At 68.1% G+C, this 19,485-nt stretch carries 20 protein-coding genes; 10 read left to right on the top strand and 10 right to left on the bottom strand.

What is annotated here, in order from left to right; translation table 11 throughout:
• Nucleotides 1-201: 201 nt before the first annotated feature.
• Together pip and IQ458_RS14250 are read right to left on the bottom strand one after the other, a co-directional pair.
• Complete coding sequence (pip, locus tag IQ458_RS14255; protein ID WP_203323230.1) at nt 202-1,185, bottom strand: prolyl aminopeptidase; 984 nt, start codon at nt 1,183-1,185, stop codon at nt 202-204.
• 3 nt (nt 1,186-1,188) lie between these two features.
• Entirely contained in the window at nt 1,189-2,061 is an 873-nt protein-coding gene (locus tag IQ458_RS14250; protein WP_192198347.1) for an EamA family transporter, read from the bottom strand.
• A 116-nt stretch (nt 2,062-2,177) separates the two neighbouring features.
• Between IQ458_RS14250 and IQ458_RS14245 the strand changes: the two genes are divergently transcribed.
• Nucleotides 2,178-2,651: an Lrp/AsnC family transcriptional regulator gene (locus IQ458_RS14245; RefSeq protein ID WP_203323229.1), complete on the top strand. Its 474-nt coding sequence runs from the start codon at nt 2,178-2,180 to the stop codon at nt 2,649-2,651.
• Nucleotides 2,652-2,951: 300 nt separating this feature from the next.
• On the opposite strand, the gene IQ458_RS14240 is transcribed toward IQ458_RS14245, so the two are convergent.
• The gene (locus IQ458_RS14240; RefSeq protein ID WP_203323228.1) at nt 2,952-4,361 is read right to left on the bottom strand and encodes a coniferyl aldehyde dehydrogenase; all 1,410 of its coding nucleotides are present in this window, start codon (nt 4,359-4,361) and stop codon (nt 2,952-2,954) included.
• Nucleotides 4,362-4,411: 50 nt separating this feature from the next.
• On the opposite strand from IQ458_RS14240, the gene IQ458_RS14235 reads away from it, so the two are divergent.
• Both IQ458_RS14235 and IQ458_RS14230 read left to right on the top strand, forming a co-directional pair.
• Nucleotides 4,412-4,954: a gamma carbonic anhydrase family protein gene (locus tag IQ458_RS14235; RefSeq protein ID WP_192198349.1), complete on the top strand. Its 543-nt coding sequence runs from the start codon at nt 4,412-4,414 to the stop codon at nt 4,952-4,954.
• A gap of 166 nt (nt 4,955-5,120) precedes the next feature.
• A complete protein-coding gene (locus tag IQ458_RS14230; RefSeq protein ID WP_203323227.1) occupies nt 5,121-6,026 on the top strand; it encodes a DUF2167 domain-containing protein in 906 nt (301 codons plus the stop codon).
• A gap of 16 nt (nt 6,027-6,042) precedes the next feature.
• Here the strand turns inward: IQ458_RS14230 and IQ458_RS14225 are convergent, their stop codons facing one another.
• Nucleotides 6,043-6,309, bottom strand: a complete 267-nt coding sequence (locus tag IQ458_RS14225; protein ID WP_203323248.1) for a YkgJ family cysteine cluster protein — start codon at nt 6,307-6,309, stop codon at nt 6,043-6,045.
• A 162-nt stretch (nt 6,310-6,471) separates the two neighbouring features.
• On the opposite strand from IQ458_RS14225, the gene IQ458_RS14220 reads away from it, so the two are divergent.
• Genes IQ458_RS14220 through IQ458_RS14195 form a run of 6 tightly spaced genes read left to right on the top strand, consistent with a single transcriptional unit; the run spans nt 6,472 to nt 13,176 of the window.
• Entirely contained in the window at nt 6,472-7,155 is a 684-nt protein-coding gene (locus IQ458_RS14220) for an RDD family protein (protein WP_183639651.1), read from the top strand.
• Entirely contained in the window at nt 7,152-8,147 is a 996-nt protein-coding gene (locus tag IQ458_RS14215) for a stage II sporulation protein M (protein WP_183639650.1), read from the top strand. The genes IQ458_RS14220 and IQ458_RS14215 overlap by 4 nt, the downstream gene beginning before the upstream one ends.
• A complete protein-coding gene (locus tag IQ458_RS14210) occupies nt 8,137-9,717 on the top strand; it encodes a DUF4129 domain-containing protein (protein WP_203323226.1) in 1,581 nt (526 codons plus the stop codon). The genes IQ458_RS14215 and IQ458_RS14210 overlap by 11 nt, the downstream gene beginning before the upstream one ends.
• A complete protein-coding gene (locus IQ458_RS14205) occupies nt 9,714-10,892 on the top strand; it encodes a DUF4350 domain-containing protein (RefSeq protein ID WP_203323225.1) in 1,179 nt (392 codons plus the stop codon). Before IQ458_RS14210 ends, IQ458_RS14205 begins: the two co-directional genes overlap by 4 nt.
• 29 nt (nt 10,893-10,921) lie before the next feature.
• Nucleotides 10,922-11,881 carry an AAA family ATPase gene (locus IQ458_RS14200; RefSeq protein ID WP_235996861.1) on the top strand — a complete coding sequence of 320 codons (960 nt, stop codon included), beginning with the start codon at nt 10,922-10,924 and terminating at the stop codon, nt 11,879-11,881.
• Complete coding sequence (locus IQ458_RS14195) at nt 11,878-13,176, top strand: DUF58 domain-containing protein (protein WP_183639646.1); 1,299 nt, start codon at nt 11,878-11,880, stop codon at nt 13,174-13,176. The genes IQ458_RS14200 and IQ458_RS14195 overlap by 4 nt, the downstream gene beginning before the upstream one ends.
• Nucleotides 13,177-13,343: 167 nt before the next feature.
• Here the strand turns inward: IQ458_RS14195 and IQ458_RS14190 are convergent, their stop codons facing one another.
• Both IQ458_RS14190 and aroE read right to left on the bottom strand, forming a co-directional pair.
• Complete coding sequence (locus IQ458_RS14190; RefSeq protein ID WP_183639645.1) at nt 13,344-13,691, bottom strand: hypothetical protein; 348 nt, start codon at nt 13,689-13,691, stop codon at nt 13,344-13,346.
• Nucleotides 13,692-13,712: 21 nt separating this feature from the next.
• The gene (aroE, locus tag IQ458_RS14185) at nt 13,713-14,561 is read right to left on the bottom strand and encodes a shikimate dehydrogenase (protein WP_203323223.1); all 849 of its coding nucleotides are present in this window, start codon (nt 14,559-14,561) and stop codon (nt 13,713-13,715) included.
• A 48-nt stretch (nt 14,562-14,609) separates the two neighbouring features.
• Here aroE and IQ458_RS14180 point away from each other — a divergent pair, with 48 nt between their 5' ends.
• On the top strand, nt 14,610-15,506 hold the full coding sequence (locus IQ458_RS14180; RefSeq protein ID WP_203323222.1) for a TolB family protein: 897 nt from the start codon (nt 14,610-14,612) through the stop codon (nt 15,504-15,506).
• Nucleotides 15,507-15,809: 303 nt separating this feature from the next.
• On the opposite strand, the gene hemB is transcribed toward IQ458_RS14180, so the two are convergent.
• The 4 genes from hemB to IQ458_RS14160 all read right to left on the bottom strand — a co-directional run bounded on the left by hemB (nt 15,810) and on the right by IQ458_RS14160 (nt 19,424).
• Nucleotides 15,810-16,799: a porphobilinogen synthase gene (gene hemB / locus IQ458_RS14175; RefSeq protein WP_183639642.1), complete on the bottom strand. Its 990-nt coding sequence runs from the start codon at nt 16,797-16,799 to the stop codon at nt 15,810-15,812.
• A 133-nt stretch (nt 16,800-16,932) separates the two neighbouring features.
• A complete protein-coding gene (locus tag IQ458_RS14170) occupies nt 16,933-18,549 on the bottom strand; it encodes a PA domain-containing protein (protein WP_203323221.1) in 1,617 nt (538 codons plus the stop codon).
• Nucleotides 18,542-18,997, bottom strand: coding sequence for a post-PEP-CTERM-1 domain-containing protein (locus IQ458_RS14165; RefSeq protein ID WP_203323220.1), 456 nt, complete (start codon nt 18,995-18,997; stop codon nt 18,542-18,544). The genes IQ458_RS14170 and IQ458_RS14165 overlap by 8 nt, the downstream gene beginning before the upstream one ends.
• Before the next feature lie 178 nt (nt 18,998-19,175).
• A complete protein-coding gene (locus IQ458_RS14160) occupies nt 19,176-19,424 on the bottom strand; it encodes a hypothetical protein (protein WP_183639639.1) in 249 nt (82 codons plus the stop codon).
• Between the last annotated feature and the right edge of the window lie 61 nt (nt 19,425-19,485).

Genomic DNA, 19,485 nt, shown 5'->3' with positions numbered 1-19,485 from the left:
GCGGGGTGACCTGACTATGACGCGCGAGTGGTGCGGTTTTCGACAGCGGGAAAATGCATGGGGGCCGCTTTCTCCGCCGTCGCCTGAATGACGGCGGGAGGACGATATCGATGAACGGGCCTTGTCGTCATCCCGGCGGTCTCCAACGGCCGGCAGGTTGGTCAAGCCGGGACTTGTATATGGGTGCTGCACGCGGGTGAATCACGGCGGCGCGACCCCGCTGGGCCGAAGGGATCGCGAGCCACGCTCGTGCTCCCAATGCCGTGGGAAGGCATGCGCCGCCGTCTCGGCCAGCAAGGCCGCTTGGATGCCGGGTTCGAAAGCGGAATGGCCCGCATCGGGCACGATGGTCAGACGCGCTCCGGGCCAGGCTCGGGCGATGGCCAGCGCGCCATCCACCGGGCACAGCATGTCGTAGCGGCCGTGCACGATCGCTCCCGGCAGGTCACCCAGTTGTTCCGCCGCCGCCATCAGCGCATCCGGCTCCGTGAAAGCGCGGTTGATCGTGAAATGCGCTTCGATGCGTGCAAGCGCCAGGGTTTCCGGTCCGGGGAGGATTTCCTCCCCGGAAGGCAACAGGCGTTCGCAGGCCGCTTCCCAGCGGCAGAATGAAACGGCCGCCGGCATGTGCACGGCCGGATCCTCGTCGCACAGGCGTCGATGGTAGGCAGCCAGCAGGTCGCCTCGCTCCTCTTCGGGGACGAACTCTTCGAACCCGGCGAATGCCTCCGGCCAGAACCGGCGTAGCCCGCCATAGTCCCAGGCGATATCGTCCTCGCGATTCAGCCAGATGCCGCGCAGGATGAGGGCGACGCAACGATCGCGATGCTTGCCGGCATAACTGAGCGCCAGCGTGGAGCCCCAGGATCCGCCGAACAGCAACCACCGATCCATGCCCAGCCGCTGGCGCAGCCGCTCCATGTCGGCGACGAGGCTCCAGGTATCGTTGGCGTCCAGGCTGGCGTTCGGCCTGGACTTGCCGCATCCCCTCTGATCGAACTGGATGATGCGGTAGATATCCGGGTCGAAGAACCGCCGATGATAGGGAGAAGAGCCCGCGCCGGGGCCGCCATGCAGGATCAGCGCCGGCTGGCCCTCCGGGTTGCCGGACTGGCAGTAGTGGATTGCATGTCCGTCTCCGACATCAAGCAGGCCCTCCGCGAAGGGCTCCAGAGGTGGAAACATGGTTCAGTCCTTCGGTTGTTTGTGGAGGGCGACACCCAGCATCACCAAGGCGATGCCCAGCATGTCTTGACCGTTGGGGATTTGAGCCAGGACCAGCGCGCCAACCAGCGTAGCCACGGCGGGCAGCAGCGCCAGCATGAGGGCGAAGGTAGAACGCTTGAGCTTCGCCATTGCGAGCTGGTCGCAGACATAGGGGATGACCGAGGAGCAGACACCTACGCCGATCCCGGCCATGACGAGCAGAGGGTCGCTGAAGGCGGCGAGGGCTTGTTTGAAACCAATCGGCAGGACGACGATCAGGGCGATCGCCATGGCTGCGCCCAGCTGCTGGATGCCATTGCCGGCACCCGTCCGGGCCATCCGATGACCCAGCAGGATATAGGCGACGAACAGCGCACCGTTTAGAAAAGCCCAGAACAGGCCGACGGGATCACTCGACCAGGTGACATCGATTAGGGCGAAGACGCCAACGACAGCGAGCGCAAGGGCGGCAAGGTTCCGTTTCGTGCGCAAGCCATGGACGGCAATGCTGATGGTGCCGACAAACTCGATGGCGGCGACAAGGCTGATCGGCAGGCGATCGAGAGCAAGATAGAAGGCGCAGTTCATCAGGGCCAGGCAAACGCCCATTGCCGCGATCAACCAGCGGCCGGACCTGTCCGCCCGACCGAGCGTTTGCCACGGTCGGGTGATCGGAGCGAAGACGAAAGCCGCCGTCGCGATCCGCAGCCACGCTACCCCCAACACACCCACGGCCGGAAAGAGAAGCACGGCAAAGGAGGGGCCGAGATAGTGGAACACGGCGCTGACGCCGAACCAGAGGTGGGGCGGCAAGGCATCAAGGGCGCGGCGCGCAGGCTGGGGTATCGCTTCCATATGATCATGATAGAAGGCGATATTCTCGTTTTACATGGACAAAATAAGGTCAAAGGCGCATTCTTCTGAGGCTTTTGATTGAAATATGACCGTTTTTCCTAAAAAAAGAAGAAGCCATGAGCCGACGCATTGTTCGACCCCTCGACACGCTTGATCGACGGTTGCTGGAACTGCTGTCGGAGAATGCGCGGCTATCGATGAAGGAACTCGCCGACAAGGTCGGTCTTTCTCCGCCCGCCGCGGCCGAGCGCGTCAGGAGACTCGAGGAGAGCGGCGTCATCGAGGGCTACACGATTCGATTGAATCCTGGCGCCGTGGGGCTGCCGCTGGCGGTGCACATGCGCCTGCGGCCGATGCCCGGCGAACTCTCGCGCGTTGCCGCCCTTCTGCAGGAGACGCCGGAGGTCGTGGAAGCAGAGCGTGTGACGGGGGACGACTGCTTCGTCGCACGTGCTTTCGTGCGAGGGGTGGAGGAACTTGAGTCCCTGATCGACCGGTTTCTTCCTTATGCCGCGACCAATACGGCGATCATCCAATCCTCGCCGGTGAAGCGTCGCATGCCCCGGCTGCCGCTCGACGAGGGAGATTGACCAACCAATCTCCGCTCTCGGCAACCGCCTGGTTGCTGATCGGTGTCGCGGCAACCTTGCGCGATCTGCATGGTCGGACCCGGCCACCCTCGTTTCCTGCGGGGGGCCTGCCAATCGCGCCGTCGTCATCCCGGCGGCCTCCAACGACCGGTAGGTCGGTCAAGCTGGGACCCATTCTGCCGTCAATGAATTCCGGCGTTCGCCGGAACGACGGGGGAAAGATCTCGGTCTGCGCCGAAACGAGAACCGGATTCCGGCCCGCTTCGGCATCGCCGACGCGGGGCCGGGAGGTCGCCGGCGCTATCGGACGATGAAGTCGATGAACCGCGCCACCTTCGCGTAGGGCGGCTTGAGCATGTCGCTGCCGGCGCGGCGGCTTTGCCAGAGGATCGGCAGGGCCTTGCTGAACGCGTCGAAGCCGGCTTTGCCGTGGTAGGCGCCCATGCCGCTGGGACCGATGCCGCCGAACGGCAGATCGTTGATGCCGAAATGCAGCACGGTGTCGTTGACGGTGACGCCGCCGGCCAGGGTGTTCTTCAGGATCTTCTCGATCCGGGAACGGTCGTTGCTGAAGGGATACAGCGCCAATGGGCGATCGTGCGCGTTGACGTAGGCGATGGCCTCGTCGAGCGAATCGACCGAACGGATCGGCAGGATCGGGCCGAAGATCTCGTCCTGCATCACCTTGGCGTCATCGCCCGGATCCAGCACCAGGGTCGGTGGGAACAACCGCTCCCGGGCGTCCTCGGCGCCGGCCAGCGGAATCACCGTCAGGCCACGTGTCTGCGCGTCGTCCAGATAGCCACGCAGCCGCGCGAACTGGCCGTCGTTGATGATGCGGGTGTAGTCGCCCGGATTCTGCAGATCGCCGTAGCGCGCCTTCACCTGCTTGCGCAGCGCTTCCACCAGCGCATCGCGGCGGTGCGCCGCGACCAGCACGTAGTCTGGGGCGATGCAGGTCTGGCCGCCGTTGAACCATTTGCCGGTCGCCAGCCGCGCCGCGGCCTGTTCCAGCGGATAGTCGTCGCAGACGATGGCCGGCGACTTGCCGCCCAGTTCCAGGGTCAGCGGGGTCAGCTGCGGCGCGGCGGCGGCCATCACCTTGCGGCCCACCGCGGTGGAACCGGTGAACACCAGATGGTCGAAGGGCAGGCCGGCGAAGGCCGAGGCGATCTCGGGACCGCCGCTGGCGACCGCCACCCGATCGGCGGGAAAGACCTCGGCCAGCAGTTCGCGCAGGAACGCGGTGGTGCGCGGGGTGTGTTCGGAGGGTTTCAGGTAGACGTGGTTGCCGGCGGCGATGGCGGTGGCCAGCGGGATCAGGGCCAGGTTGACCGGGTAGTTCCATGGCGCGATGACGCCCACCACGCCGACCGGTTCGGGCCGGATCTCCGCACTGGCGGGCCAGAATCGCCAGCCCACCCCGACCCGGCGCGGCTGCATCCAGCGGCGCAGGTGCTTGAGCAGGTGATCGATCTCGTTGAGCACGGTCATGCCGTCGGCGATGCGGCTCTCGTGCAGCGAACGGTGGCCGAAATCGGCGGCGATGGTGCGGGCCATCTCGTCCAGCCGGCGCTTGAGCGCGTCGCGCAGGCGCTGCAGATCCGCCTGCCGCTGGGCCAGGTCCGGTCGTCGTGCCTGCCAGGCCGCGCGCAGGCGGTTGAGGGTGGAGGGGAGTTCGGTCGCGGGCGTGTCGGCGGGAGTGTCCATGCACCGGAGTGTAGGGCCGGACGCGTGCGTATGGTCGCTACAATGGCGACATGACCGCTATCCGCCCCTATCTTGACCGTTTTCCCGCCCTCGGCCCGCGCGTCTACGTGGACCCGGCGGCGACCGTCATCGGTGACGTCGAACTGGCGGAGGACGTCTCGGTGTGGCCGGGCACGGTGATCCGGGGTGACGTCAACCACATCCGCATCGGTGCCCGCACCAACGTGCAGGACGGCACCATCATCCATGTCAGCCACCACAGCCCGTACAACCGGGCCGGCCATCCGACCCTGATCGGCGCCGATGTCACGGTGGGTCACGGCACCATCATCCACGCCTGCACCATCGAGGACCTGTGCCTGATCGGCATGGGCGCGTGCATCCTGGACGGCGCCACGGTGAAGAAATACGGCTTCGTCGGCGCCGGCGCGGTGGTCGGTCCCGGCAAGGTCATCGGCGAGGCCGAACTGTGGCTGGGCAATCCGGCGCGTTTCGCCCGCCGGCTCAGCGACAAGGAAATCGAGAGCCTGCACTACTCGGCCGCCCACTACGTGCGCCTGAAGGATCAGTACCTGCAGGCCGCGAAGGACTGACGTCTTCCGGTTTCCACGGTCCGGCCGGAACCCGCCGGTTGCCGGGATTGCGTTCCGGCTTGCCTGGAACCCGCCGAATCCTTTGCCGATGGCCGAGGCTTGCCTGCCGCCGGCGCTCCGGCAACACTGGCGCGGGACAGGGATCTGTCCATCAACGGGGAAGAAAATGCTGAAACCATGGTTCGGTGGCCTGCTGGCCGCCGTGGCACTGGCGTGGGGAACGCCGGCAATGGCGCAGGAAGACGGGGAAGACGCCGGCCCGAGCGCTGAACAGTTCGTCGCGGGATTGCAGTTCAAGGAGGGCGACATCACCGTGCCAAAGGCACACGCGCGCTTCCAGCTGACGCCGGACTTCCGCTACCTGGAGCAGGCCGACGCCCGCCGCGTGCTGGAGGATCTGTGGGGCAATCCGCCCGATGAATCGGTGCTGGGCCTGATCGTGCCGCGCAAGCCGGATCTGCTGACCGACGACAGTTGGGCCGTCGTGGTCACCTACTCGGACGAGGGTTATGTCTCCGACGAGGACGCGGCCAAGATCGACTACGCCGAGATGCTGACCGAAATGAAAAAGTCCACGAGCGAGGAGAACGGCGCGCGCAAGGAGGCCGGTTACGGCACCGTGGATCTGGTCGGCTGGGCGGTGCCGCCGCGCTATGACGGTTCGGCCAAGAAGCTCTACTGGGCCAAGGAACTGTCCTTCAACGGCAGCGCCGAACATACGTTGAACTACGACATCCGCGTACTCGGGCGGCATGGCTATCTCAGCCTCAACGCGGTGGCTGACATGACCGAACTGGCGCAGGTACAGAAAGGCATGCAGGAACTGCTGCCGATGACCGAGTTCGACGCTGGCGCCCGCTACGCCGACTTCGACGCATCCACCGACAAGGTCGCCAGTTACGGCCTGGCGGCGCTGGTCGGCGGCGGACTCGCGGCGAAGGCCGGCCTGTTCGCCAAGATCGGCCTGGTGTTTGCCAAGTTCTGGAAGCTGCTGCTGATCGGCGTGGTCGCCATCGGCGCGGGCATCCGGCGTGTGTTCGCTGGCAAGAAGGAAAAACCGACCGTCAGTTGATATGCATCGCCAGGCATCAGGGCCGGGTGGCCCGCTCCAGCGCGTCCAGGTAGGCCATGGCCTCCTGGCGGCTGCGCCCGCACATTTCCGGTCCCGGCTTGAAGGTGGCGCAGAACCGGGGGCGTTCGGGGTGTCCGAACAGCCGGCAGCGCAGCGCCTCGTCCAGTTGCACGCAGGCCACGCCCGCCGGTTTGCCGGCGGGCATGCCGGGGATCGGCGAGGCGATGGACGGCGCGGTGCAGCAGGCGGCGCATCCGGCGCGGCAGGGAAACAGCGATGACATGGCGGCAGTGTAGCCTTGCGCGGACTGGGCAAGCGCCGCCGTGGCGGCTAAAGTCGCAACGGATGGAACAGGGGATCGGATCGCGCATGGCGCGCAGCACGCAGATATCGCCAGGACGGCGCATCGCCGGCACCCGCACGCGGGCCGGCATCGGGTGACGCATTGAAACTGGACACCTACCGTGAGGTGATCACGCCCGAGGGCGTCGCCCTGCATCTGCCGGCTTCCGGCCCGGTACCGCGCGCGGTGGCCTGGTCGATCGATCTGGCGGTGCGGGTGGGCATCCTGTTCGTGGTCGGCACCGTGCTCGGCTTGATGGGCAAGATGGGCCAGGGCCTGTCGATGGTGCTGATGTTCATCGTCTACTGGATCTACCCGATCGCCCTGGAGGCGTTCTGGAACGGGCAGACCGTCGGCAAGCGCGCGATGGGCCTGCGGGTGGTGTCGGCCGACGGCGCGCCGCTGGGTTGGCTCGCGGCGATCACCCGCAACCTGCTGCGCACGGTCGACATGTTGCCATTCGGCTACATGGCCGGGCTGATCAGCAGCCTGGCCGATCCGCATGGCCGCCGGCTTGGCGACATGGTGGCGAGGACCGTCGTGGTCCACGTGGATCATTCGCGCGACGCCGTGCCGGCACCGGCCGACGTGGTGGTGGCGGTGCCGCCCGGGCTGCAGCCCGACGAACAGGCCGCGATCGTCGCCTTCGGCGAACGCGCGCCATTGCTGACGCCGGCACGCCAGGCCGAGCTGGCCGACATCGTCGCGCCGTTGACCCAGGCGCAGGGACAGGCCGGCGTATTGCGCCTGTACGGCATGGCCAACTGGCTGGTGGGGCGTCGATGAGGCAGGAGCAGTTCGTCGCCCGCTACCAGCGCGAATGGCTGGCCTTCGAACACTGGCTGGATCTGCGTGGCGAGCCGCGCCAGGCGCGCGATGCGCGCAACCGCGCCGAACTGGCCGACGAGGACGTGCCGGCCCGCTATCGCCGCATCTGCGAGCAGCTGGCGCTGGCGCGCAAGCGCGGCTACAGCCCGCAGATCACCGATCGCCTGCAGCAGCTGATGCAGCGCGGTCACAACCTGCTGTACCGCACGCCGCCGCCGCGCTGGCGGCGCGCGCTGGTGTTCGTGCTGGCCGACTTCCCGCGGCTGGTCCGCAGCGAGGCGGCCTGCATGTGGGTCGCCGCGGCGCTGTTCGCGTTGCCGATGATCGTGCTGTTCGTGCTGCTGCAGTACCAGCCGGAGCTGATCCACGGGATCAAGGCGCCGGAGGAAATCGCCTCGATGGAGCGGATGTTCGATCCCAACGACCCGCGCCACCGGCTTGGCCGCGACTCGGGCAGCGACTGGTACATGTTCGGCGTGTACATCATGAACAACACCAGCATCGGCCTGCGCGTGTTCGCCAGCGGGCTGCTGGGCTGCCTGGGACCGATCTACGTGCTGATCTTCAACGGCGTGGACATCGGCGCCTCGTTCGGCCACCTCCAGCAGATCGGTTCGGCCGATCCGCTGTGGCGCTTCGTCGCCGGGCACGCGCCGTTCGAGCTGACCGCGATCGTCATCACCGGCGGCGCCGGCCTGCGGCTGGGCTACAACCTGCTCGCGCCCGGGCGGCGGCGGCGGGTGGACGCGCTGGTCGAGGCCGGCTGGAAGGGTGCGCGGATTTGCCTGGGCGCGGCGTTGATGTTCTTTGTCGCCGCCTTCATCGAAGCGTTCTGGTCCTCGATCCAGTCGATTCCCGCCCCGGTGAAATACGGCGTCTCGGCGACGCTGTGGACGCTGGTGCTGTTGTGGCTGTGGCGCGGCGGCCGGGGAACCCCCGATGAGGCTTGAACAGCTCACCGTCCAGCTGCGCGCGCGTTCGTCCTGGGAGGCGATGGAACTGGGCATGGCGCTGGTGCGCCGGCACGCGGCCGCGATCTGGAAGCCCTGGCTGCTGGTGACGCTGCCGGTGTTCGTGCTGCTCAACGCGGCCGGCTGGGCGCTCGACCTGATCGGCCTGGCCGGCTTCCTGATGTGGTGGCTCAAGCCGGTGTTCGACCGCATTCCGATGTACGTCGCCTCGCGCGCGGTGTTCGGCGCGGTGCCCGGCGTACGCGAGACCGTGCGCGCGCAGGCGACCTGGGGCTGGAAGCCGATGCTGCACTACCTGACCTGGCGGCGCCTGAGCCCGGTGCGTTCACTGTACCTGCCGGTGGACCTGCTGGAAGGCGTGCAGGGCCAGCGCCTGCGCGAACGCCGTCGCGTGCTGGGGGGAGCGATCTACGGAAACGCCGCGCTGCTGACCCTGGTCTGCCTGCACTTCGAAGGCGCGCTGTTCCTGGGCGGCATCGCCGGCATCCTGATGTTCACGCCGCTGGAGCTGCTGCCGGAAACCCTGCGCACCACCTGGACGCTGATCGTCGAGCAGTCGCCGGCTTGGGTAAGGATTGGCCTCAACGCGCTGGCCTGGATGGCGATGTCGGTGGTGGAACCATTCTTCGTCGGCGCCGGCTTCGGCCTGTACCTCAACCGCCGCACCCAGCTTGAAGCGTGGGACGTGGAGATCGTGTTCCGCAAGTTGCGCGGCCGGCTTGCCCGCGGCGCGTCGGCGCTGGTTGTCGCGCTGGTGCTGATGGGGGGCCTGGTGCCGGGAATGGCGCGGGCGCAGAGCGAGGACCCGGAGGTTCCAGCGGCCGAGGATTCCGACGCGCACGTGGTGTCCGATGGTGCCGATGACGCGCCGAAGCCGCCGACCCTGCCGGAAGTCTTCGGCGATCAGCGGGTTGACGATGGCGGTTTCCGTCGCGCCAGCACGCAGGCCTACCGGGATCCGTCGCTCAACCGCAGCGTGGTGCAGAAGCAGTGGGAGCGGATCGACAAGGCCGAGCCCGAGACACCCTCCCGGCGTCCGCAGATGGGTTGGCTACAGGGCGTGGCGGCGTTGTTCGCCTTCCTCGCCGAATGGGGCCTGTGGATCCTGCTCGGCGTGCTGGTGCTGATCCTGCTGGCGACCGCGCGCTACTGGTTGCCGTGGATGCGCGGGGCGGGCGGACGTGCGCCAGTGTTCGATGCCGACGTTGCCAGCGAACCGGTACGGATTCCCGAAGCGCTGCCCGATGACGTGGCGAGCGTCGCCCGTCGCCTGTGGCGCGAAGGGTGCGCGCGCGACGCGTTGGCGCTGCTGTACCGGGCCGGCGTGCAGGCGATGGGCCGCCGCGCGCAGGTGGAATTGCCGCCGGGCGCCACCGAGGCCGAATGCCTGCGGCTGTCGCGGCGGATGGCGCAGGTGGAGGATCGGCAGCTGTTCGCCCGCATCGTCCGGGTCTGGCAGTACGCGGCCTATGCGCAGCGGCTGCCGGAGGAGGCGGAGTTCGAATCCCTGCTGGGACAGATGCAGGCGCGCGGCGGGTGGCTGGCATGAAGCGACCCGGAAAGGTGGCCCTCATCGTCGCCCTGACCCTGCTGGGCGGTTTGCTGATCGCGGCCGGCGTGTACTGGTTCACGCGCAACTACCACCGGGTCGACCAGACCCTGTACCTGCCGCCCAACGGCGAGGCGGCGTACAACCCGCTCTACGCGCTGCGCAAGGCGCTGGAGGCCGATGGAATAAAGGCGCAGTCGCGGCAGCGGCTCGCACTGGACGCGCATCCGCCGGGACCGCGCGATACCGTGCTGCTGTTCAACGAAGCCAGTGGCCTGGACGCGGTGCAGGCCGAACGGCTGCTGGACTGGGTGGAAGGCGGTGGCCACCTGCTGGTGCGCACGCCGCCCCAGCGAATCTGGGACGGCAGCCCGGATCCGCTGCTGTTGCAGTGGCTGGGCGTGGAGAGCACCGACGACAGCAGCTGCGCCGACCTGCAGGTGGAAGGCCAGCGCGCGCATGTCGAATTCTGCCGCGGCCGGCGTTTCCGCCTGCACGACGTGGAACCGGAACTGGCCTGGGGCGACCTGGATGCCGGCTACGTCTACGCCCGCCTGGCCCATGGCGACGGCCACGTCGACGTGCTGGCGGACTTCGATTTCCTGACCAACCAGGGCGGTGCCGGCAATCCGTTCGGGGACCCGCTGAAGGCGCCCCAGGGCGGCTTGCGCGATCCGCCGCACCAGGCGCTGGCGAGACAGGTGCTGGCGCCCAACTACGGCGCCGGCACCATGCACCTGGTCTACGCCGCGGACATGCCGTCGCTGCTGCGCACGATCCTGTTCCGTGGCTGGATGGTCTGGTTGCCGCTGCTGGTCGCGCTGCTGGTGTGGTTGTGGTCGCGGATGCAGCGCTTCGGCCCGCCGCTTCCGGCACCGCCGATGGATCGCCGTTCGCTGCTGGAACACGTGCGCGCCAGCGGCGATCACCTGTTCCGCTACGGACGCGGCGTGCTGCTCTACGTTGCCGCCCGCCAGGCCTTCCTGAGCCGTTTGCGCCGCCGGGATCCGGTGGCCGCCGCGCTCGCCGGCGAGGCCCAGATCCAGGCGGTGGCCGAGCGCCTGGACATCCCGGTCGAGACCGTGCGCAACGCCCTGCAGACGCCGTCCACGCAGGACAAGGCCGGCTTCCGAGACCGCATTTCCACCCTGATCCAGCTGAGAAACCGACTATGAACGATTCCACCGCCGCAATCGACGGCGCAATGACCGGCGAAATCCTGGCCGAACGCGCCGCCCAGGTGCGCGAGGAAGTGTCCAAGGCGTTCATCGGCCAGGCCGAAGTGCTGGACCAGATCCTGATCGCGCTGCTGGCCGGCGGCCACGTGCTGATCGAGGGCGTGCCCGGGCTGGGCAAGACCTTGCTGGTGCGCGCGCTGGCACAGGCGCTGGAACTGACCTACGCGCGCGTGCAGTTCACTCCCGACCTGATGCCCAGCGACGTCAGCGGACACGCCGTCTACGACCCCAAGACCGAGAGCTTCAAGATCCGGCGCGGCCCGGTGTTCACCCACCTGCTGCTGGCCGACGAAATCAACCGCGCGCCGGCCAAGACCCAGTCCGCGTTGCTGGAAGTGATGCAGGAAGGGCAGGTGACCATCGAGGGCAAGTCCTTCGAACTGGCGCCGCCGTTCATGACCCTCGCCACCCAGAACCCGGTCGAGCAGGAAGGCACCTATCCGCTGCCGGAAGCGCAGCTGGATCGTTTCCTGCTGAAGATCCTGATCGACTATCCGGAGCTGGACGACGAAAAGCGGATGGTCGACGCGATCACCACCGGCCGCACCGCCGGCGACTTCGATCTGTCGCAGGTGCGACGCGTGCTTGGTGCGGCCGACATCCTCGCCATGCAGCGAGGCACCGCCGCGGTGACGGTGGACGAGCAGGTGATCGATTACGCGGTGCGCATTGTCGCCGCCACCCGCAAATGGCCCGGCATTTCGCTGGGCGCCGGCCCGCGCGGCAGCATCGCGCTGGTGCGCGCCGCGCGCGCGCAGGCGGTGCTGCAGGGACGCGATTTCGTCACGCCCGACGACGTGCGCGACATCGCCACGCCCGCGCTGCGCCACCGCATCGCGCTGGCGCCGGAACTGCAGATCGAGGGCCAGTCGCCGGACGACGTGCTGCGCGCCCTGCTGGCCAAGGTGGAAGCACCGCGCAAATGAGACCCGCCTGGCCACTGATCGCCTGCCTGGTGCTGTGGGGCCTGTCCGGCCTGGCCGCGCTGTTCGCCGGCATGCCTCGGGTGGCCTGGCTGGGCGCGGGCGCGGCGGTGATCCTGCTGGCGGCGATCGACGCGCTGTGGCTGCGGCGCCGGCCATCGCCGGTGGTTGAGCGGGAGATGCCGGATGCGTGGCCACTAGGGATCGCGCGCGAGGTGTCGGTGCGCCTGGAAGCGGCGTCGCGGCAGCGCGTGGACGTGTTCGATCTGCATCCCGGCCACTGGACCATGCAGGGCCTGCCGCAGCGGCTGCGGCTGCGCCGTGGCCAGTCCACGTCCTTCCACTATCGGTTGAGCCCGACCGAACGCGGCGACGCGGTTTTCGAAGGCACGCAGATCCGCCTGCACTCGCCGCTGCGCCTGTGGTGGCAATCGCGCCGGATTGGCGAGTCGCGCACCGTGCGCGTGTATCCGGACTTCGCGCCGCTGACCCGGTTCGCGTTGTTCAGTGCCGAACAGGCTTCGCGGCTGGTCGGCGCGCACCTGAAGCGCCGGCGCGGCGAGGGCACCGACTTCAACCAGATGCGCGAGTACCGGGTGGGCGACAGCCTGCGCCAGATCGACTGGAAGGCGACCGCGCGCGCGCGCAAGTTGATCTCGCGCGAATACCAGGACGAGAAGAACCAGCAACTGGTGATGCTGATGGACACCGGCCGCCGGATGATGGCGCGCGAAGGCGGCCTGTCGCATTTCGACCACGCGCTCAACGCCACCCTGGTGGTGTCCTACCTGGCGCTGCGCCAGGGCGACGCGGTCGGCCTGGGCGCCAGCGGTGGCGAGCGCCGCTGGGTCGCGCCGCAGCGCGGCATGGGCGCGATCGATACCCTGCTGCGGGCCAGCTATGACCTGCAGCCGCAGCCGGTCGCCACCGATTACCTGGCCGCGGCCACCGAGCTGTCGTTGCGCCAGCGGCGTCGTTCGCTGGTGATGCTGGTGACCAACGTGCGCGACGAGGACATCGAGGATCTGCTGGCCGCGGTGCGGCTGCTGCAGAAGCGCCATCTGGTGTGCGTGGCGAGCCTGCGCGAACGCGAACTGGACGAGGCGCTGGCCGCGCCGGTGAAGGATCTGCCCGGCGCCGTCCACGCCGGCGCAATTGCCCGTTACCTGGAGCAGCGCGCGATCGCGCACGACGCCCTGCGGCGACACCACGTGATGGTGCTGGACGTGACCTGCGCGGATCTGCCGGCGGCGCTGGTGGAGCGCTACCTGGCGGTCAAGCGCGACGGATTGCTGTAGCCCGTCGCTCCGCGCCCCATCGAACCACCAAAGCAGCGTCACCACACGACCGAACCAGGTAGGAGCGCCGTCCCCGGCGCGAGCTTTTGCGCGCGGATTACCGGACGTTCAAAAAGCTCGCGGCCGGAGGCCGCTCCTACCGTCGGGTTCCACCGAACCGTGTTCGCTCAGCGCGGAGCGCGCATCGCCTTGGCGGCACCCCAGGCCAGCAGCACCAGGCCGACCGACGATACCAGGCCGAACAGCATGGTCAGCGCCGAAATCACCATGAAGAGGCCCTGCATGCTCTCGTAGCCACCTTCCGGCATGTGGTGGATGTTCCAGGCCTGGAACACGCTCGCCAGCAGCCGCAGCACGGCCGAACCCAGCAGCAGGCCGGTTCCCCACAAGGCCAGCGTCCGGCCGGGCGCTGGCTGCGCCCACATCCACAACAGGGCCAGCGCGGCACCGCAGGCCAGCAGTTCCGGCAACTGGTAGCCGACCACGGTCAGAAGCTGGATCAGGAACGGTTCCATCGGCGTCTCCGTGATTCGGCTTCAGTCGGCGGTGACCAGCAGTGCGTCCTTGCCGCGCAGCGCGGCATACACGGCATCGCTGTCGGGGCGCGCGCCATGCCAGGCTTCGAAGGCCTCGGCAGCCTGTTCGACCAGCATGCCCAGACCATCGACCGCGTCGCGACAGCCGGCCGCCCTGGCCCAGGCCAGGAACGGGATGGCGGCTTCGCCGTAGTTCAGATCCACCGCGAGCGTGCGCGGCGTGGTGAGGGTGAACGGCAAATCGAAATCCTCGCCGCCGCCGCGCGCCGCCGAGGTGGCATTGACGATCAGGCCGAAGTCACCGATATCGCCCAGGTCCTGCCAATAGCGTGACAGCGCGCGCTCCGGCTCCCCCATCGCATCGATCAGGGCATCGGCGCGCTCGGGCGTGCGGTTGACCACGATCAGTTCCGAGACGCCGGCATCCAGCAACGCCGGGGCGACCCCGCGCGCGGCTCCGCCGGCACCCAGCATCAGGGCGCGGCGACCGCGCAGGTCCAGTCCGTTGCGACCGGTCAGGTCGCGCACCAGGCCCGCGCCGTCGGTGTTGTCACCGTGCCACTGGCCGTCGTTCCAGCTCAGCGTGTTCACCGCGCCGGCGCGCCGCGCGCGCTCGCTGGTGCGCGCGCAGATCGCGAACGCGGCTTCCTTCAGCGGCAGGGTGACATTGGCGCCCTTGCCACCCTCGCCGACGAACCGATCCAGCGCGCCGACGAATTCGTGCGGCGCCGCGTCGATGGCGGTGTAGGCCAGCGATACGCCGGTCTGGCGCGCGAACGCGGCATGGATGCGGGGCGAGAGCGAGTGGGAGACCGGATGGCCGAAAACGGCATAACGAACGGTGGACATGACTTGGTATATATCCCGTGGGTGAGGGAACCGGCACGGAGCGACACCATGAAACCAACACGGGCGGCTGCCGTCCTGATCGGCAGTCTACTCTCAGCCGCCGCGGCCGGGCAGTTGGCCGAGTTCGGCATCGAGGGCATGGGCGTGGTGTCCACACCGGCCACCGAAGTGCGTGGCAGCGTGAGTCCGGACGGACAGCGGATCGTCTGGGGCAGCACCGACCGGAGCGGCGGCGCGGGCGGCTGGGACCTGTGGCAGGCGCACCTGCGTGACAAGCGCTGGACCGACCCGGAGCCGCTGCCGATCAATTCCGCCGCCAACGACTTCGACCCGTTGCTGAGCGCCGACGGCCGCTGGCTGTACTTCTTCTCCAACCGTCCCGGTGGCCACGGCGGAGACGATCTCTATCGCGTCGCGGTGAAGGCGGACGGCGGCTTCGGCGAACCGGAAAACCTGGGGCCGGGCGTCAACAGCGCCGGCAACGAATGGGCGCCCACGCCCAGCGCCGACGGCCGCCGGTTGCTGTTTGCCAGCAACGGGTTCGGTGGCGCCGGGCGCCATGACCTGTTCGTCGCGCGCTGGAACGGCAAGGCCTTCGTCGATCCGCAACCGGTGCCGGGGATCAACAGCGCGGTGGATGAATTCGACGCGGCCTGGCTCGATGGCGGCAAGGCGCTGGTGTTCGCGCGTTCGGACAAGGCCGGGGAGCAGCCGATCCAGTTGTTCGTCGCCGAATGCGATGGCCAGGCCTATTCCGGCATCGCCCCGTGGTCGCTGTCGTTCAACTCGGCCGAAGGCACCACGCTGGGACCGGTGGTGGATCCCTCACGGCCCAGCGAAATGCTGGTGAGCGGCGCCGCGCGCGCGCCGACGGCGGGCAAACTGGATATCTATCGCACGCTGGCGCCGACGCGGCGCGGCAAGGCGGGGTGTTTGCCGGGGTGAGTCATGAAAGCCCCCTCTGCAGCGGCTTCTCGACAGCCGGATGGCGGATCAAGGGAGAGGCAAAACGCAGTTTCCGAACAGGAAGGTTTTCCACTTAAGCCCCCTTTGAAAAAGGGGGCGGGCATCTGCGAACGCAGATGACGGGGGATTTGCTTTTGGCGCGAAAAGCAAATCCCCCTCAATCCCCCTTTTACAAAGGGGGAGGCAAAGGCGAACCTTTCCCGAATCCCGAATCCCGAATCCCGAATCCCGAATCCCGAATCCCGAATCCCGAATCCCGAATCCCGAATCCCGAATCCCGAATCAACCCCCACGCAACCAGCGCGCGGCATCCAGCGCGAAATACGTCAGGATGCCGTCGGCACCGGCGCGCTTGAACGCGGTCAGTGCTTCCAGCGTGCAGGCGCGTTCGTCGAGCCAGCCGTTGGCGTAGGCGGCCTTCAGCATCGCGTACTCGCCGCTGACCTGGTAGGCGAAGGTCGGCACGCCGAATTCGTCCTTCACCCGCCGCACCACGTCCAGGTAGGGCATGCCCGGCTTGACCATGACCATGTCCGCGCCTTCCTCCAGATCCAGCGCCACTTCGTGCAGCGCCTCGTTGGTGTTGGCGGGATCCATCTGGTAGGTGAACTTGTTGCCCTTGCCCAGGTTGCCGGCGCTGCCGACCGCGTCGCGGAACGGGCCGTAGAACGCGGAGGCGTACTTGGCCGAGTAGGCCATGATGCGGGTGTGGATGTGGCCTTCCTCTTCCAGTGCGCCGCGGATGGCGCCGATGCGTCCGTCCATCATGTCGCTGGGGGCGACGATGTCCACGCCGGCGCGCGCATGCGACAGCGCTTGCTTGACCAGCGCCTCGACGGTGATGTCGTTCATCACGTAACCGCTGTCATCGATGATGCCGTCCTGGCCATGAGTGGTGAACGGATCCAGCGCCACGTCGGTCATCACGCCCAGTTCCGGGAAACGCTGCTTGATCGCGCGCACCGCGCGCTGGGCCAGCCCGTCATCGTCCCAGGCCGCCTCGGCGTCCAGCGACTTGGCTTCCGGCGCGGTCACCGGGAACAGCGCCAGCACGGGGATGCGCAGTTCGGCGGCCTGCTCGGCGACCTTCAGCAGTTCGTCGATCGACAGGCGATCCACGCCCGGCATCGACGGCACCGCCTCGCGGCCCTTCAATTCGTGGACGAAGACCGGGTAGATCAGATCATTGGCGGTGAGCACGTGCTCGCGCATCAACCGGCGGGAGAAATCGTCGCGGCGCATGCGGCGCGGACGCGTATAGGGATAAGCCATCGCTCGCTCCTGGGGGATGCCGCGATCATACGCCCCCGGATTCCAGCCGGCCTGCGACCGATGCGCGCAGGCTGGCGCGGATATCGGAACGGCGCCTCGCGGCGCCGTTCCGGGCCTGTCTATCCGCTTGTTTTTACTTGATGATCTTGGCCGCGCAGGCCATTACCTTGCCGCCTTGGTTGCCGACCAGCAGGCCGCTGGCCAGCGAGCGCGTCTTGTACGCATCCATGCAGCCCTGGTAGACGTCCTTGCTGCCGCTGGTGCGCAGGCACAGGTTGCTCCAGGCCTGCACGTTCGCGCCCGGGATCAGGCCACCACTGCCGACCACGTCGACATTGGTGGTGCAGTTGCCGATGCGCGCATTGCCGGGATTGAGTTGCCAGCCGATGTCCTGGAACAGCGCCGGGGTCAGATCCAGGTTCACCTCGCCGCGCAGGGTGGAGGTGATGGCCGGTTCCATCAGCGCGTTGGGCACCAGCGCGGTGTCGTAGTGCGAGAACGACGATCCGCTTTCGTACGGATTCGGCGCGTACAGCCGTACCCGCCCGCTGTTGTCGGCGCCCTGCAGCAGTGAGGTATCCACGCCGAAACCGACGCTCGCCGGCAGGTTGGCGCGAATCAGCGCACCATCGGCCTGCGAGACGCCCAGGCTGGGAATGGTGATCGCGGGGTCACTTCCGCCCATCGCCGGCTGCCCGGCCACGTTGTTGGCGACCAGCATGCCGGTGGCACCGGCCGCCTGCACGTTGGTGGCCTTGATCACGAAGTTGCAGTTGCCGCGATCCACCAGTGCGATGTTGCCTGCCACGGCGGCGGCATTGCCGATCGGCTCGCAGCCGTCGGTGGTGCTGACGCCGCCGTCCAGCGCCGCGACCACGGTGCCGGCGAAGTTGGCGGTGGTCGGCACCGGTCCGAAGTTGGCGAAACCGACGTCGTAACTGCCGGCAATCACCGCCGGCGCGGTGACCTTCAGCACGCTGCGGTTGTCCAGCACCAGCGCGGCCTGGCCGTTGACGTTGCCGCCGGTCCACACCAGTCGCCCCGTGTTGCGCAGCGCGGTGGCGCGTTGCGTGGCGGTCAGTTGCGGAAAGGCCGCCGCCAGCGTGTTGTCGTAGGCGAAGGTCGAATAGATGTCCTGCCGCCCGCTGAGGAAGTTGCCGGCCGAGTTGGTGAAGCCCTGGAAGCCCAGGCCATGGCCGATCTCGTGCATGACCACATTGAGGAAATTGATCTTGCCGGCCGGCGTGTTGCCGTCCAGTCCGTAGTACCAGTCCTGGCCGGTCAGGCAGTTGGGATTGACGCCGATGTCGCCGTTGAAGCGCGAGTTGATGTCGATGAAGCCGGGATTGAGATCGCTGCCGGCCAGCGAGTCCGCCAGCGCCGAGGAGTACCAGGTGTTGGGCACCACGCCGGGCGCGAAGTCGGAGAACACGAAGGTGGTGCCGGCCGATCCCAGTGTTGCGCTGGTGGGCGTGCAGGCCAGCGGCTGGAAACTCGCGCCGACATAGATGGTGACGTCGCTCTGCAGGACCGAACCCCACAGATCCATCGCGAACTGGTAGGCGAGGGTGCGCTGTGCTCCCAGGGTGGTGCCGGGATTGAGTCCTTCCGGCGCCTTCGGGGTCGGATCGTCCAGGCCCAGTCCGGTGCCGGCGTCGCCGCTGACCAGGACCAGATCGGCGGCGGTGGCCGGCAAGGCGCAGACCAGCGCCGCCAGCAGGGTTGCACGCAACGGGATCATCCTATTCATCGCTGGCCTCCTTCGCCTGCTGCAGCTTCGACGCGTCATCGGCATGGTCCATGCGCAACTGGCCATCCGCGCCGCGGACGATCATCAGGTCGGTCATGCTGCTTTCCGGCACCGGCTGGACCAGGCCGCCGGCGGGCAGCCGGCGCTGGCCGGCGTGGGCCTCGGTCTCGGTGGCGGGCGCCACGAACCCCTTCTTGCCCGCGCCCAGCGGCTCGGCGCGACGCGCCTTGGCGGCGCCGCGGGACTGTTCGCTGAGTTGCCGGCGTTCTTCCTGCGTCAGTGGACGCAGCTTGCCGGTCTTCGGGTCGATGGCGACCTTGCTGTCGGCGGCGGTGGCTTCGGTCTGGGAAGGCGTCGCCGCGGGCGGCGAGGATTGGGGACTGGCCTGGGCGGTCAGGCAGGCGGCGAAACCCGCCAGCAGCCACCAGGACGGATGCGAGTGCTTCATGAGGCGCTCCATTGCAGGACACAGGGACGCCTGCGCCCACCGGATCGCGACGGCCCGGGTGCAAGGACGCAGGGGCGGACGACGCCGGGCAATGCAGCGGGGGGAACCCGGCCGGCGCAGTCTGCGCCGCGCGGCCGGGGGGTTCAATCAACGGCGATTACGTTTTGGACGGCCCGGCTCAGACGATGCCGCCGCCCAGCATCAGGCGGCCGATGGCGACCACGATGACGATGCCGTTGAGGACCAGGCCGGTCTTGGCGCGGCCGCGGTTGCCGGCGGAGGTGAACAGGACGCCGATGGCGGCGATGATCGCGCCCACCGCGGCGAACGGAATCAGGAACCAGTTGCCCCATCCCAGCAGCGGGATCAGGGCGAGCACCATCCAGACCATCGCGACGATGCCCCACAGCAGACTGATCAGACCCATCGATGTCATCTCCGCGCCGGAAAGGGCCGGCGATGCCCCGAGTATGGGTGCGGCGCGGCGG

The sequence above is a fragment of the Pseudoxanthomonas beigongshangi genome, assembly GCF_016820515.1.
Lineage (GTDB): Bacteria > Pseudomonadota > Gammaproteobacteria > Xanthomonadales > Xanthomonadaceae > Pseudoxanthomonas_A > Pseudoxanthomonas_A beigongshangi.
This window is presented reverse-complemented; position numbering and strand designations above follow the sequence as displayed.

Bases quoted from the DNA above. Each gene is read 5' to 3' on its own strand.
- IQ458_RS14190 (WP_183639645.1), bottom strand. From the start codon at position 13,691: ATGGAACCGTTCCTGATCCAGCTTCTGACCGTGGTCGGCTACCAGTTG.
- IQ458_RS14210 (WP_203323226.1), top strand. From the start codon at position 8,137: ATGAGGCTTGAACAGCTCACCGTCCAGCTGCGCGCGCGTTCGTCCTGG.
- IQ458_RS14245 (WP_203323229.1), top strand. From the start codon at position 2,178: ATGAGCCGACGCATTGTTCGACCCCTCGACACGCTTGATCGACGGTTG.
- IQ458_RS14170 (WP_203323221.1), bottom strand. From the start codon at position 18,549: ATGAATAGGATGATCCCGTTGCGTGCAACCCTGCTGGCGGCGCTGGTC.
- IQ458_RS14195 (WP_183639646.1), top strand. From the start codon at position 11,878: ATGAGACCCGCCTGGCCACTGATCGCCTGCCTGGTGCTGTGGGGCCTG.
- hemB (WP_183639642.1), bottom strand. From the start codon at position 16,799: ATGGCTTATCCCTATACGCGTCCGCGCCGCATGCGCCGCGACGATTTC.
- IQ458_RS14215 (WP_183639650.1), top strand. From the start codon at position 7,152: ATGAGGCAGGAGCAGTTCGTCGCCCGCTACCAGCGCGAATGGCTGGCC.
- IQ458_RS14240 (WP_203323228.1), bottom strand. From the start codon at position 4,361: ATGGACACTCCCGCCGACACGCCCGCGACCGAACTCCCCTCCACCCTC.
- IQ458_RS14200 (WP_235996861.1), top strand. From the start codon at position 10,922: ATGACCGGCGAAATCCTGGCCGAACGCGCCGCCCAGGTGCGCGAGGAA.
- IQ458_RS14225 (WP_203323248.1), bottom strand. From the start codon at position 6,309: ATGTCATCGCTGTTTCCCTGCCGCGCCGGATGCGCCGCCTGCTGCACC.
- IQ458_RS14160 (WP_183639639.1), bottom strand. From the start codon at position 19,424: ATGGGTCTGATCAGTCTGCTGTGGGGCATCGTCGCGATGGTCTGGATG.
- IQ458_RS14165 (WP_203323220.1), bottom strand. From the start codon at position 18,997: ATGAAGCACTCGCATCCGTCCTGGTGGCTGCTGGCGGGTTTCGCCGCC.
- IQ458_RS14250 (WP_192198347.1), bottom strand. From the start codon at position 2,061: ATGGAAGCGATACCCCAGCCTGCGCGCCGCGCCCTTGATGCCTTGCCG.
- IQ458_RS14230 (WP_203323227.1), top strand. From the start codon at position 5,121: ATGCTGAAACCATGGTTCGGTGGCCTGCTGGCCGCCGTGGCACTGGCG.
- aroE (WP_203323223.1), bottom strand. From the start codon at position 14,561: ATGTCCACCGTTCGTTATGCCGTTTTCGGCCATCCGGTCTCCCACTCG.
- IQ458_RS14235 (WP_192198349.1), top strand. From the start codon at position 4,412: ATGACCGCTATCCGCCCCTATCTTGACCGTTTTCCCGCCCTCGGCCCG.
- IQ458_RS14205 (WP_203323225.1), top strand. From the start codon at position 9,714: ATGAAGCGACCCGGAAAGGTGGCCCTCATCGTCGCCCTGACCCTGCTG.
- IQ458_RS14180 (WP_203323222.1), top strand. From the start codon at position 14,610: ATGAAACCAACACGGGCGGCTGCCGTCCTGATCGGCAGTCTACTCTCA.
- pip (WP_203323230.1), bottom strand. From the start codon at position 1,185: ATGTTTCCACCTCTGGAGCCCTTCGCGGAGGGCCTGCTTGATGTCGGA.